Source organism: Stackebrandtia nassauensis DSM 44728 (assembly GCF_000024545.1).
GTDB lineage: Bacteria > Actinomycetota > Actinomycetes > Mycobacteriales > Micromonosporaceae > Stackebrandtia > Stackebrandtia nassauensis.
Window position 1 is genome coordinate 4947637 of record NC_013947.1, and the last position, 13602, is coordinate 4961238.

A 13602-nucleotide genomic window follows, 5' to 3' on the forward strand; every position below is an offset into this window, starting at 1 on the left:
ACGCTCCTGGGAAAGCATTCGTATGAATCACATCGTTCCGACCGCCGCGCCTATGGACGGCAAAGCCTCCGGCGGCACGGCGTTCGACGCCGAACTGCGCACCGCGCTGACCAAGATCGCGCGGGTGCCGCAGTTGCTGGTCGCCTGCGACTACGACGGCACCCTGGCGCCGATCGTGACCGACCCGTCGACGGCGACGCCGCGCGTGGAGTCGGTGACGGCCTTGCGGGCCCTGGCCAATCTGTCCCAGACCAAGGTGGCGGTCATCTCCGGGCGCGCGTTGCGCGACCTGGCGGCGCTGTCCCGGCTTCCCAGTGAAGTGCACCTGGTCGGAAGCCACGGTTCCGAGTTCGACATCGGGTTCACCCGGGCCCTGTCGGCCGAACAACTGAGTCTGCGCAACAAGATCATCGAGGCGCTCAACTCCATCGCGGACATCCACGAGGGTGTGCGCATCGAGCTCAAACCCGCCGGTGCCGCCCTGCACACCCGGGAACTCGACCGGGCCACCGCGGCCAAGGTCATCACCGAGGTGAAGTCGGGACCGGCCAATTGGGACGGAGTGCAGGTCACCGAGGGCAAGGAGGTCGTCGACCTGTCGGTCGTGACCCGGCACAAGGGCAACGCGCTCGACGACCTGCGGCAGCAGCTGGGTGCCTCGGCGGTGCTGTTCATCGGTGACGACATCACCGACGAGAACGCCTTCGCCTCCCTGCACGGACCCGACATCGGGGTGCGGGTCGGTCCTGGCCAAAGCCGGGCCGCCTACCGCGTCAACGGCACCCTCGAGGTCGCGCAGCTGCTGGCGACGCTGGTGGAGATCCGTTCCAGCTGGCTGCACGGCGAGGACGCGCAGCTGATCGAGCGGCACTCGATGCTGGCCGACGGCGCCAACTGCGCCCTGGTCACCCCCGACGCACGCATCACCTGGATGTGCCACCCCCGCCCCGACTCCGGCGCCGTCTTCGCCGACCTGCTGGGCGGCACCCCCGCCGGGCACTTCTCCGTGTCCCCCGTCGACGCCGGGATGACGCTGAGCCAGCGCTACATCCCCGGCACCATGACCGTGGAGACCAAGTGGGCCGGGCTGACGGTCACCGACTGGCTGGACGCCACCCCGTTGCAGGGCGGCGACGCCCACTCCACCGTGCTGGTGCGCACCCTGGCGGGCCGGGTGCCGACCCGGATCGAGTTCGCGCCCCGGCCCGAGTTCGGGCAGACCCAGGTGCGGTTGCAGCCGCTGGGCGACGGCGTACTCGTGTTGGGCGGCAACGAACCCATCGCGTTGCGCTCGCCGGGCGTCGAGTGGAAGATCGTCTCCGACGGCGAGCACGACACCGCCAAGGCCACCGTTGACCTGTCCGAGTACGACGAGCCGCTGGTGCTGGAACTGCGCTGCGGTTCCGACAGTGTCGCCGCGCACGACGACCAGGCCACCGCCCGCTGGGAGGCCACCGAGGCGCCCCGTCGCGACTGGGTGAAGCACCTGACCCTGCCGGGCCGTGACCCGGACATGGTGGCGCGCAGCGCCCTGACGCTGAAGGGCCTGTGCCACGAGCCCACCGGCGGCATCATGGCCGCGGCGACCACCTCGCTGCCCGAGCACCTCGGCGGCGTGCGCAACTGGGACTACCGCTTCTGCTGGCTGCGGGACGGTTCCATGACCGCGCGGGCCCTTGTGGACCTCGGTTCGCTCGACGAGGCGACCGGCTTCTTCGAGTGGGTGGCCGGGGTCGTGGAACGCACCGGCGGTCACCCGGAGTGGTTGGCGCCCTTGTACACCATCGACGGGATGCCGCTGGGCCCCGAGGCCGTCATCGACTCGCTGCCCGGCTACGCCGGTTCCCGGCCGGTGCGGGTCTCCAACGCCGCCAACCGGCAGGTGCAGCTGGACGTGTTCGGTCCGGTCGCGGATCTGGTCGCGGCCGTCGCCGAGCGGCGCGGCAGCGTCACCGAGTTCGAGGGCAAGGTCATCACGTCCATGGTGGACGCCGTCGAGCGTCGCTGGCACGAACCCGACCACGGGGTGTGGGAGGAGCGGCAGGCGCCGCGCCACCACGTGTACTCCAAGGTGATGTGCTGGATGACCGTCGACCGGGCGCTGAAGCTGTGCGAGAACTACGGTCTGAAGGCCAAGCCGTCCTGGGAACCGTTGCGGCAGACCATCGCCGACAACGTCATCGAGCTGGGCTGGCACGAGGACGTCGGCGCCTACACCGCCGCCTACGGCGACACCGACCTGGACGCGGCCTCGCTGTGGATCGGGATGTCGGGGCTGCTTCCGGCCGACGACCCGCGGTTCACGAAGACCATCAACGCGATCGAGGCGAGCCTGCGCAGCGGGCCCACGGTTTACCGCTACCGCAAGGACGACGGGCTGCCGGGCACCGAGGGCGGATTCATCCTGTGCGCGTCCTGGCTGGCCGAGGCGTATCTGCTGATCGGACGCATCACCGACGCCGAGGAGCTGTACCAGCAGATCCTCAAGTGCGCCGGGCCGACCGGGCTGCTGGCCGAGGAGTGGGACCCGATCGCCGAGCGCGGTCTGGGCAACCATCCGCAGGCGTACTCGCACCTCGGATTCATCCGGCTGGCGCTATTGCTGGATCAGCTCGACCGCAATTAACGCCATTATGGACAATCCATAATAAATATTCATTGTATTCGGGTCCGGACTCCTTGTCCGGACCCGAATTTCGTCGTAAATATTTGATAACGGCGTATTGACATTCGTGTTTCAAGCCACCACCCTCGTCCTGTGACAAAAACGCCGCACATTGGAACAAAAGGAAGAACTCTGTGCTGCGCCGCCCTGGCGATCGCCGGGGTAGTCCCGCTCCTCAGTGGATGTAGTAGCGGCGATGACGGCGGAGTGACAATCAATCTCTACAACGCCCCGCAACAGAACCTGCAACAAATTGTCGACAGGTGTAATAAGGAGGCGGACGGGGCTTACGACATCAAGCTCCACACGCTGCCCCGCGGCGCCGACGGTCAGCGCGAACAGATGGTTCGCCGACTGGCGGCCGAGGACTCCGGAATGGACGTTCTCGGTCTCGACGTCACCTGGACCGCCGAGCTCGCCTCGGCGAAGTGGATCCGGCCGTGGCCCAAGGACAAGGCCGCCGAAGCCACCGAGGGCGTCCTGGAAGGGCCGCTGCAGACGGCCATGTACGAGGACGAGCTCTACGCCGCCCCGTACAACTCCAACGTCCAGTTGCTGTGGTACCGCTCGGATCTGGTGCCCGAGGCCCCGACAACGTGGTCGGAGCTGATCGACGTGGCCGAGAAGCTGAAGTCCGAGGACAAGCCGCACTACTTCGAGGTCACCGGCGCCCAGTACGAGGGTCTCGTCGTGTGGTTCAACTCCATGGTGGAGTCCGCCGGCGGCAAGCTCCTCAACGAGGACGGCGACAAGGTCGAGCTGGGTCCCGAGGCCGTCAAGGCCCTGGAGACCATGCGCGACTTCGCCAAGTCCGCCGCGGCCAACCCCTCGCTGCCCAACACCCAGGAGGACCCCGCCCGGCTCGCGGTCGAGAGCGGCGCCTCGTTCGGCGAGGCCAACTGGCCGTTCGTGTACCCCGCCATGCAGGGCAGCGGAGCAAAGTTCGCCAAGGACTTCAAGTGGGCCCCGTACCCCGGCATCGACGGGCCCGGAAAGTCTCCGCTCGGCGGCGCCAACTTCGCCGTCAGCAGTTACTCCGAGCACCCCGACGAGGCCTTCGACGCGACACTGTGCCTGCGGGACCCGCAAAGTCAGCTGACGGCTGCCGTCAAGGACGGTCTGCCGCCCACCATCGAGAGCGTCTACGACTCCACCGACACGGTGGAGGTGACCGACCCGGAGGGCAAGACCTCGCAGGTCGGCATGGCCGACGCGTACCCGATGCGTGACGCCATCAAGGACGCCATCAAGAACGCGGCCGTCCGTCCGGTAACCCCGGTCTACCAGAATGTGTCCACAGTGACTTCAAAGATCCTGTCACCCCCGGGGTCCATCGACCCCGAGACGACCGAACAGCGGCTTAGGGAACAGATCGCCGACGCCCTGGAATCCAAGGGGGTGCTGCCGTGACCGCCACCAAGGAGGCCGCGCCGATCAGCGACGCCAAGGCCGCCGAACGGCGGCTGGGCTGGCTGCTGTGCGCACCGGCCGCCATCGTCATGCTGGCGGTGGCCGGATGGCCGATCCTGCTGTCCATCATCACCTCGTTCCAGCGTTCCGACCTGCGATTCCCCGACGACAAGGGATTCGTGGGCTTCGCGAACTACGCGACCGTACTGACCAGTGAGCACTGGTGGACCGCCTTCGGCGTCACCATGCTCATCATGGTCGTCAGCGTCGCGGTGGAACTGGTGCTGGGCATGGGTCTGGCCGTCGTCATGCACCGCACCCTCGTCGCCAAGGGTCTACTGCGGACGACCGTGTTGATCCCCTACGGAATCGTCACGGTGGTCGCCGCCTACGGCTGGCAGTACGCCTGGACACCCGACACCGGCTGGCTGGCCGGGCTGCTGCCCGAGGGCTCGGCTCCGCTGACCGAACGCTGGCCGGCGCTGCTGATCATCATCGGCGCCGAGATCTGGAAGACCACCCCGTTCATGGCGCTGCTGCTGTTGGCGGGCCTGTCGGTCGTGCCCGATGAGCTGCACCGGGCCGCGTCCATGGACGGCGCCGGCCGCTGGCAGCGCTTCGTCAAGGTGACGCTGCCGCTGATGAAACCGGCGATCCTGGTCGCGCTGTTGTTCCGGATGCTCGACGCGTTCCGCATCTACGACAACATCTATGTGCTCACCAACGGCGCCCAAGACACCGCCTCGGTGTCGATCACCACGTATCACAACCTGGTCAGCGGTCTCAACCTCGGCATCGGTTCGACGATGTCGGTGCTGATCTTCGTGACCGTGGCGATCATCGCCTTCATCTTCGTCAAGGGCCTCGGTACCTCGACACCGGAAGGAGGCCGCTAGTGGTGGCCAAGAAATTCCAATGGTCGCTGTTGAACACGGTGGTGGTGGCGTTCGCGCTGATCCCGGTGCTGTGGCTGGTCTCGTTGTCGCTCAAGCACCCCAGCACCTACACCGACGGCAACTTCTTCCCCGTCAAGCCGACCTTCGACAACTACGTCAACGTGTTCTCCAGCGGCGGGTTCTTCCAGCCGCTGATCAACTCGATCGGCATCTCGCTCATCGCCACCGGCATCGCGCTGCTGGTCGGGACCTTCGCGGCCTACGCGATCGCCCGGCTCAACTTCCCCGGCCGCAACCTCATGCTGGGCGCGGCCCTGCTGGTGGCGATGTTCCCGCAGGTGTCGCTGGTGACGCCGCTGTTCGAGATCGAGCGCAACCTGGGTCTGTTCAACACCTGGCTCGGACTGATCCTGCCGTACGTGACCTTCGCGTTGCCGTTGACGATCTACACCATGCAGTCCTTCTTCCGGGAGATCCCCTGGGAACTGGAGAAGGCCGCCAAGATGGATGGTGCGACGCCGTTCCAGGCGTTCCGCAAGGTCATCGTTCCGCTGGCGACACCGGGCGTGGTCACCGCGTCGGTGCTGGCCTTCATTCAGGTGTGGAACGACTTCCTGTTCGCGATCTCGCTGACGTCCACGGACAACGCGCGCACCGCCCCGGCGGCGATCTCGTTCTTCACCGGAGCCTCGCAGTTCGAGAATCCGGTCGGTTCGATCGCCGCGGCGGCCGTCATCATCACGATCCCCATCGTGATCTTCGTCCTCATCTTCCAACGACGCATCGTCAGCGGCCTCACCGCTGGCGCGGTGAAAGGGTAAAACTCGTGGCCGAGATAGTTCTCGACTCGATCTCCAAGCGCTACCGCGGTGGCGTGGAGGTCATTCAAAACATCGATCTGACGATCGCGGACAAGGAGTTCCTGATCCTTGTCGGACCCTCGGGCTGCGGCAAGTCGACCCTGCTCAACATGATCGCCGGGCTGGAGGACATCTCCGGCGGCGAGTTGCGCATCGACGGCGAACGCATGAACGAGCGCGCGCCGCAGAACCGCAACATCGCGATGGTGTTCCAGTCCTACGCGCTGTACCCGCACATGTCGGTGCGGGACAACATCGCGTTCCCGCTGACCATCGCCAAGATGCCCAAGGCCCAGATCGCCGAGAAGGTGGACAACGCCGCTCAGATCCTGGAGCTGGGCGGCTTCCTGGACCGCAAGCCCGGCGAACTGTCGGGTGGTCAGCGGCAGCGCGTCGCGATGGGCCGCGCGATCGTGCGCGACCCCAAGGCGTTCCTCATGGACGAACCGCTGTCCAACCTGGACGCGAAACTGCGGGCGCAGATGCGTACCTCGATCTCGCGGCTGCAGAAGTCCCTGGCCACCACCACGGTCTACGTCACCCACGACCAGACCGAGGCCATGACGCTGGGCGACCGGATCGTGGTGCTGCGCGGCGGTATCGCGCAGCAGATCGGTTCGCCGTCCGACCTGTACGAACGGCCGTCGAACCTGTTCGTGGCCGGTTTCATCGGCTCCCCGACGATCAACTTCATCCCCGGCACGATCGCCGAGGACAAGGTGCTCTCCCCGCTGGGCGAGCTGCCGCTGTCGGACCCGATGAAGCAGGCGCTGCACGCCAAGAAGACCGGCCGCGACGTCATCATCGGGCTGCGCCCGGAGGCCTTCGAGGCCCCCGAGTTCGCCTCCGGCGACGGCAACGTCACCTTCACCGAGACCATCGACATCGTCGAGTCGCTGGGCGCCAACAAGCTGGCGTACTTCAACCTGGGTGACTCGGTCTCGGCCAGTCAGCTGGAGCAGGTCGACGAGGTCACCGGTGCCGCCGACCGGTTCGGCAGTGCCCAGGTCGTCGCTCAGATCGACGCCCGGGCCCACATCCGTGAGGGGGAGCAGATGACTGTCTGCTTCAACCCGCACGACGCCCTGTTGTTCGACCCGTCCGATGGCGTACGGATCGGGCACGTGGGCTGAACGCACGAGTTATTAAGGGGTAACACGAAAGACCCCACGCTTCTTCGGAAGCGTGGGGTCTTTCGCTCCTGTCCTGCGGCAATGTCGTAAACATTTGATAACGGCGTATTGACATTCACTGATTGGCGCAGGACTCTTTCCATCATGATTGCCCCCCGAAAACAACGACGTTTGACCGCGATCGCGGCTTCGACACTGACGCTTGCCCTGGCCGTGTCGGCTTGTGGCGCGCCCGAAGAGGACAGCAACCTTTCCGACAAGGAAAAGGACTGTGCCAGCTACGAGAAATACGGCGACTTCAAGGACAAGGACGCCGAGGTCTCGATCTACACGCCGATCACCGACGCCGAGGGCGACGCCTACGAGAAGTCGTGGGCGTACTTCGCCGAGTGCACCGGCATCGACGTCAAGTACACCGGCAGCAACGACTTCGAGGCCCAGATCGAGGTCAAGGTGAAGGGCGGCAAGGCCCCCGACATCGCGTTCTTCCCGCAGCCGGGTCTGATGGCCCGCTACAAGGACAAGATGGTCCCGGCCTCCAAGAAGCTCGTGAAGGAAGCCGAGAAGGGCTGGAGCGAGGACTGGCTGCAGTACGGCACCTTCGACGACGAGCTGTACGCCCAGCCGATGAGCGCCAGCCTCAAGTCGCTGGTGTGGTACTCCCCCAAGTACTTCAAGGACAACGACCTCGAGGTCCCCGAGACCTGGGACGACCTGCTGGCGGTGTCCGACAAGATCGCCAAGACCGACGTCAAGCCGTGGTGTGCCGGTATCGAGTCCGGTGAGGCCACCGGCTGGCCGGTCACCGACTGGGTCGAGGACGCGCTGCTGCGCGAGTCCGGCGGCGAGCTGTACGACAAGTGGGTCAACCACGAGATCGCCTTCAACGACAAGCGGATCGTCAAGGCCCTGGACAAGGTCGGCGGCATCCTGAAGAACAAGGACTACGTCAACGGCGGCTACGGTGACGTCGACTCGATGGCCAAGGTGTCCTTCGAGGAGGGCGGCCAGCCCATCGTCAAGGGCGAGTGCGCCATGCACCGTCAGGCGTCGTTCTACGCGGCCCAGTGGCCCGAGGGCACCAAGGTCGGTCCCGACGGCGACGTGTTCGCGTTCTTCCTGCCGGGCAACAAGGCCGAGGAGAAGCCGCTGCTGGGTGCCGGTGAGTTCGTCGCCGCCTTCCGCGACGACCCCGAGGTGCACGCGGTGCGCGAGTTCCTGGCCTCCGAGCTGTACGTCAACGCTCGCCTGAAGACCGGCCCGCTGGCCTTCTCGCACAAGGGTGCCGACCCGAAGAACGCCGACAACGAGCTCAACAAGATGGTCATCGAGCTCTACCAGGACGAGGGAGCGGAGTTCCGTTTCGACGGTTCCGACCAGATGCCCGGTCACGTCGGCTCGAAGTCCTTCTTCGTCGAGATGACGAAGTGGATCAAGGGCAAGTCGTCGAAGGACGCGCTCGACGCGATCGAGAAGTCCTGGGACGAATGACGTGAGACGCGTGGGGGAGGCGAGTCATCGCCTCCCCCTTCGTTTCATGGAGACAACCTATGACTTTTGACTTTCTCGATCAACTGCCGAAGTTCGGCGTGCTGGGCGTGGGACTGCTCGCGTTCCTGGCCGTCGTCTTCGCCGTCCTCTACATCGGCAACGTCGTCCCCGACAAGCCGAAGAGCCTGACCACCGGACTGGTGTTCCTGATACCGACCCTGCTGCTGGTGGGAATCGGGCTCGTGGTCCCCGCGATCCGCACCACGATCCTGTCCTTCACGGACAAGACCGGTGAGGCCGCGGTGGGCTGGAAGAACTACGAATGGATCTTCACCAGCCCCGACATCCTCCAGGTGGTCGGCAACAGCGCCCTGTGGGTGGTGTTCACGCCGCTTCTGGCCACCGCGGTCGGACTGGTGTACGCGATCCTCATCGACCGGTCCCGGTTCGAGTCGCTGGCCAAGACGCTGGTGTTCCTGCCGATGGCGATCTCGTTCGTGGGCGCTTCCATCATCTGGAAGTTCATGTACACCGAACGCGAGATCGGTGACCAGATCGGTCTGCTCAACCAGATCGTGGTCTGGCTGGGCGGCAGCCCGACGGACTTTTTGGCCATCCCGTTCTGGAACAACTTCTTCCTGATCATCGTCATGGTGTGGATCCAGGCCGGGTTCGCCACCGTGGTGCTGTCGGCCGCGATCAAGGGCATTCCCGCCGAGATCGTCGAGGCCGCCCGGCTCGACGGCGTCAACGCCTGGCAGATGTTCTGGCGGGTGACGGTTCCGTCGATCCGTCCGGCCATCATCGTCGTCATCGTGACGATGTCGATCGCCTCGCTGAAGCTGTTCGACATCGTGCGGACCATGACCGGCGGCAACGACGGCACCTCGGTGCTGGCCTACGAGATGTACTCGCAGTCCTTCCCGAGTCAGCAGACCGGCCGGGGCGCCGCCCTTGCCGTGGTGCTGTTCATCCTGGTCGTGCCGATCATCATGTACCAGGTTCGCAACATGCGTCAGCGCCGGGAGGTCAAATGAGCACCAACGCCAAGAAGGCCCCCGACGTGGAACCGGTGGAGCTCGCCAAGCGGGCCCGCAGCCGGTTCTCGCGGCCGTGGGCCAGCATCACCGCGATCGTGATCGCGCTGCTGTGGACCACGCCGACCGCGGGACTGTTGATCTCGTCGTTCCGCCCGGAGAACGAGATCAAGACGACCGGCTGGTGGACGATGTTCACCGGCGGCAACGCCCAGCTGACCATCGCGAACTACAACGAGGTGCTGTACGGCGCCAGTTCCTCCGGCCAGCTGGCCGAGTCGTTCATCAACTCGCTCATCATCACGGTGCCGTCGGTGCTGTTCCCGCTCGCGTTGGCCGCGCTGGCGGCCTACGCGCTGTCGTGGGTGCAGTTCAAGGGCCGCGACTGGGTGTTCATCGCGATCTTCGCGCTCCAGGTGGTGCCGTTGCAGATGGCGCTGATCCCGCTGCTGAGCTTCTTCTCCGAGGGAGCCAGCGTCAGCGGCACCCAGCTGCTGCCCGCCTGGGGCCTGGAGGGCGAGTGGGAGTTCGTGCAGGTGTGGTTCGCCCACACCGCGTTCGGGCTGCCGCTGGGCATCTTCCTGCTGCACAACTTCATGTCCGAGCTGCCCGGTTCGGTCATCGAGTCGGCGCGGGTGGACGGTGCCAGCCACGGCGCGATCTTCCGCAGGATCGTGCTGCCGCTGATCACCCCGGCGCTGGCCTCGCTGGCGATCTTCCAGTTCCTGTGGGTCTGGAACGACCTGCTGGTGGCGTTGGTGTTCGCGTCCGACACTCCGCCGCTGACGGCGAAACTGGCCGACATGGCCGGAAGCCGCGGCAACGAGTGGCAGCGGCTGACGGCCGGTGCGTTCATCTCGATCGTGATTCCGATCGGGGTGTTCCTCGGTCTGCAGCGCTACTTCGTGCGGGGTCTGCTCGCCGGAAGCGTCAAGGGATAACGAACCGAAACGGCCCCGCACCCGGTGGGTGCGGGGCCGTCGGCGTGTCCGGGGTCGCCGAGCCTGGCAGGCGGCTCGGCGTCCGGCGCGGATGTCAGGACTCGAACGCGGCGTCGAAGCTGGACTCGGGCGGGTCGAAGCAGTGGTCGCGGATATACCGGACGGCCTCGGCGGCACCGGCGAGCCGGTCCATGCCCGCGTCCTCCCACTCCACCGAGATCGGGCCGTCGTAACCGATCGCGTTGAGGGTTCGGAAGCAGTCCTCCCACGGCACGTCGCCGTGGCCGGTGGACACGAAGTCCCAGCCGCGCTTCGGGTCGCCCCACGGCAGGTGGGACGACAGCCTTCCGTTGCGGCCGTTGCCGGTGCGACGCCGGGTGTCCTTGCAGTCGACGTGGTAGATCCGCTCGGCGAAGTCGACCAGGAAACCCACCGGGTCGATGTCCTGCCAGATCATGTGGCTGGGGTCCCAGTTGAGGCCGAACGCCTCCCGGTGCCCGATGGCCTCCAGTGTGGCCACCGTCGACCAGTAGTCGTAGGCGATCTCGGACGGGTGCACCTCGTGGGCGAACCGCACCCCGACCTCGTCGAAGACGTCCAGGATCGGGTTCCAGCGGTCGGCGAAGTCGCGGTACCCGTCGTCGATGGTCGACTGCGGGACCGGTGGGAACATCGCCACGTACTTCCAGATCGCCGAGCCGGTGAAACCCACGACGGTGGACACCCCGAGCCGAGCTGCGGCCCGGGCGGTCACCTTCATCTCCTCGGCGGCGCGCTGCCGCACCCCCTCGGGTTCGCCGTCGCCCCACAGGTGCGCGGGCAGGATCGCCTGGTGGCGTTCGTCGATCGGGTCGTCGCACACGGCCTGGCCGACCAGGTGGTTGGAGATCGCCCACACGTTGAGACCGTGCTTGTCCAGTGTGGCCCGTTTCTCGGCCAGGTACGCGTCGTCGGTGGCGGCGGCGTGGACGTCCAGATGGTCGCCCCAGCAGGCGATCTCAAGGCCGTCGTAGCCCCAGGTGGCAGCCCGCTCGCACAGTTCCGCGAACGGCATGTCGGCCCACTGGCCGGTGAACAGGGTGACGGGTCGGGTGGTCATGTCACGTCCTTTTGCTCGGTCTGGGCGGCGCGCAGGAACGCCAGTCCCTCGCGCGCCAGGTCGTCCTGGGTCGTCGCCAGTGGCCGCCAGATCGAGGCGGCGGTGGCGATGGTCGCGTTGTCGGCGGTGAAGGACTCGATGATCAACGGCCCGGTGTAACCGGAGTCCGCCAGGGCGGCCAGGATGCCGGGCCAGTCGAGGTGGTCGGCGCCGGGGGCGCCCCGGTCGTTGCCGCACACCTGGACGTGGGCGATCCGGCCGGAGGCGGCGCGGATCGCGGCCGGGATGTCGCGTTCCTCGATGTTCTGGTGGTACACGTCCAGCGCGATTCCACACTGGTCCTCCGGCAGTCCGGCCAGGGCGTCCAGGGTCTGTTCGACGGTGTTGAGGAGGCTGGTCTCGTAGCGGTTGAGCGGTTCCACCGCGAGCCTGACACCCCGGCGGGCGGCGTGGTCGAGTACCGGACGCAGGTTGTCGCGCAGCAGCGCGTAACAGTCACGCCGTTCGGCGTCCGACAGCCGCCACGTCCGGCCCACCGAGGTGTAGGCGGGACCGGCGATGACGGGCGAGCCCACCCGGGCGGCCACGTCGGCGACGTGGCGCAGGTATGCCTGGGTGGACTCGATGACCGGGTCGGGAGCCGCGACCAGCTCCCGACCCGGACCCATCACCAGCACCACCGACGGCTTCAGGTCCAGTTCGGACAGAAGCTCGGCGGCACGTCCGGGGTCGAAGTCGCCGGGGTTCTCCACCGGCAACTCGACCGCGTCGAATCCCCAGTCGCGGATCCTCGGCGCCAACTCCGCCAGGGCGGCGTCGGTCAGCGGCGAGGTCCACACCCAGGTGTTGACGCCCACGGGGTGGTTCATGGACTAGCGGTCTTTCCAGGCGTCGGGGAAGCCGGGCAGGTCCTCGCCGCCGAACTTGGCGTAGTGCAGGTTCGGCATGTCCTTGTTGCGTTTGAGGTACTCGTCCAGGTTGTCTTCGGTGATGGGCTCCTGCGGCAGCACCCACTCCTTCGGGACCTTCTCGCCGTTGAGGATCTTCACCGCGGCCAGCACCGGGGTGCGCCACTGGAAGTTGGAGTACACCGGCGCGATCGCGGTGATCTTGGTTTCCTTCCACTTGCGCAGGAAGCCGATCTCGTCCTCGCCGACCATGACCGGGTAGTCCTTGTCGGCGTCCTCGAAGGCCTCCAGCGCGGCCACCGCGCCGTCCCCGGCGTCCATCCAGATGCCGTCGACGTCGCCGCGTTCCAGGTACTGGGTGACGATGTCCTTGATCTTGGCGCCGTCGCCCTTGGTGAACTCGTCGCCGACGACCTCGATCTCGCTGTCCTTGAAGATCTGTTTGGCGGCGGCCCAACGGTTCTCCAGCACGTCGACGCCGGGCAGGATCCGCAGTGCCAGCACCTTGGAGCCGGGCTTCAGCTTGTCCACCAGGAACTCGGCGCCGTCGGCACCGTAGGCGTAGCCGCCGATCGGGTGGATGAACGACACGGCGCAGTCGGTCTCGACGCCCCGGTCGAACACCACCACCGGGACCCCGGACTTGCAGGCGGTCTTGACCGCGGGGGTGAGGGTGGCGGTGGTGGACGGCGAGATGATGATGCTGTCGCAGTCGCCGGAGTCCACGAAGGCCTCGATGTCGGAGATCTGCTTGTTGTCCTTGTCCTCGGCGTCGGAGACCCGGAACTCCTTGATCTCACCGGACTTCTTCAGCTGCTTGACCTGTTCCTGCATGGTGAGCCAGCCGGTCACCCGCCACGGGTTGGACACCGAGGCGTTGGAGAAGCAGATGGTGGCGTCGCCGCCCTTCTTCTTGTACTCGGTGGTCTCGACCCAGTCGGGGTCGATGGCCTGCAGGTAGGGCTTGTCGGCGTCGCCTTCGGGTTCGGCGTCGCGCTGTTTCAGCTGCCGTTCGTAGTCCTCCTTGACGAACCAGTCGCCCTCGGAGGACTTGTCGTCCTTGCCTTCGGCTTCGTCTGAGGGTTTGTCGGTGGTACAGCCGGTCAGCAGCATGGCGGTTATCGCCAGGCCCGCCACGGCGGTTCTCAACAAGCGCATGGTG

11 protein-coding genes are annotated in these 13602 nt (G+C 66.4%); 8 read left to right on the plus strand and 3 right to left on the minus strand.

Features of this window, described 5'->3' with window-relative positions; translation table 11 throughout:
• The first annotated feature begins 22 nt into the window (after nucleotides 1-22).
• The 8 genes from otsB to SNAS_RS22980 all read left to right on the plus strand — a co-directional run bounded on the left by otsB (nucleotide 23) and on the right by SNAS_RS22980 (nucleotide 10433).
• Nucleotides 23-2626, plus strand: coding sequence for a trehalose-phosphatase (gene otsB / locus SNAS_RS22945; protein ID WP_013019857.1), 2604 nt, complete (start codon nucleotides 23-25; stop codon nucleotides 2624-2626).
• A gap of 132 nt (nucleotides 2627-2758) precedes the next feature.
• The gene (locus SNAS_RS22950) at nucleotides 2759-4075 is read left to right on the plus strand and encodes an ABC transporter substrate-binding protein (protein ID WP_052305111.1); all 1317 of its coding nucleotides are present in this window, start codon (nucleotides 2759-2761) and stop codon (nucleotides 4073-4075) included.
• Nucleotides 4072-4971 carry a carbohydrate ABC transporter permease gene (locus SNAS_RS22955; protein ID WP_013019859.1) on the plus strand — a complete coding sequence of 300 codons (900 nt, stop codon included), beginning with the start codon at nucleotides 4072-4074 and terminating at the stop codon, nucleotides 4969-4971. Before SNAS_RS22950 ends, SNAS_RS22955 begins: the two co-directional genes overlap by 4 nt.
• Nucleotides 4971-5792 (plus strand): carbohydrate ABC transporter permease, encoded by an 822-nt coding sequence (locus tag SNAS_RS22960; RefSeq protein ID WP_013019860.1) that lies wholly within the window; start codon nucleotides 4971-4973, stop codon nucleotides 5790-5792. The genes SNAS_RS22955 and SNAS_RS22960 overlap by 1 nt, the downstream gene beginning before the upstream one ends.
• Nucleotides 5793-5797: 5 nt before the next feature.
• Nucleotides 5798-6964 (plus strand): ABC transporter ATP-binding protein, encoded by a 1167-nt coding sequence (locus tag SNAS_RS22965; RefSeq protein WP_013019861.1) that lies wholly within the window; start codon nucleotides 5798-5800, stop codon nucleotides 6962-6964.
• Between the two features lie 144 nt (nucleotides 6965-7108).
• The gene (locus SNAS_RS22970) at nucleotides 7109-8455 is read left to right on the plus strand and encodes an ABC transporter substrate-binding protein (protein WP_013019862.1); all 1347 of its coding nucleotides are present in this window, start codon (nucleotides 7109-7111) and stop codon (nucleotides 8453-8455) included.
• Between the two features lie 59 nt (nucleotides 8456-8514).
• Complete coding sequence (locus SNAS_RS22975; RefSeq protein ID WP_013019863.1) at nucleotides 8515-9492, plus strand: carbohydrate ABC transporter permease; 978 nt, start codon at nucleotides 8515-8517, stop codon at nucleotides 9490-9492.
• Entirely contained in the window at nucleotides 9489-10433 is a 945-nt protein-coding gene (locus SNAS_RS22980) for a carbohydrate ABC transporter permease (protein WP_013019864.1), read from the plus strand. Before SNAS_RS22975 ends, SNAS_RS22980 begins: the two co-directional genes overlap by 4 nt.
• Nucleotides 10434-10527: 94 nt before the next feature.
• Here the strand turns inward: SNAS_RS22980 and SNAS_RS22985 are convergent, their stop codons facing one another.
• The 3 genes from SNAS_RS22985 to SNAS_RS22995 are packed head-to-tail and all read right to left on the minus strand — an operon-like array spanning nucleotide 10528 to nucleotide 13598.
• Nucleotides 10528-11532, minus strand: coding sequence for a sugar phosphate isomerase/epimerase family protein (locus SNAS_RS22985; protein ID WP_013019865.1), 1005 nt, complete (start codon nucleotides 11530-11532; stop codon nucleotides 10528-10530).
• Nucleotides 11529-12401: a sugar phosphate isomerase/epimerase family protein gene (locus tag SNAS_RS22990; protein ID WP_013019866.1), complete on the minus strand. Its 873-nt coding sequence runs from the start codon at nucleotides 12399-12401 to the stop codon at nucleotides 11529-11531. Before SNAS_RS22990 ends, SNAS_RS22985 begins: the two co-directional genes overlap by 4 nt.
• Before the next feature lie 3 nt (nucleotides 12402-12404).
• Nucleotides 12405-13598 carry a substrate-binding domain-containing protein gene (locus SNAS_RS22995; RefSeq protein ID WP_013019867.1) on the minus strand — a complete coding sequence of 398 codons (1194 nt, stop codon included), beginning with the start codon at nucleotides 13596-13598 and terminating at the stop codon, nucleotides 12405-12407.
• Nucleotides 13599-13602 lie beyond the last annotated feature (4 nt).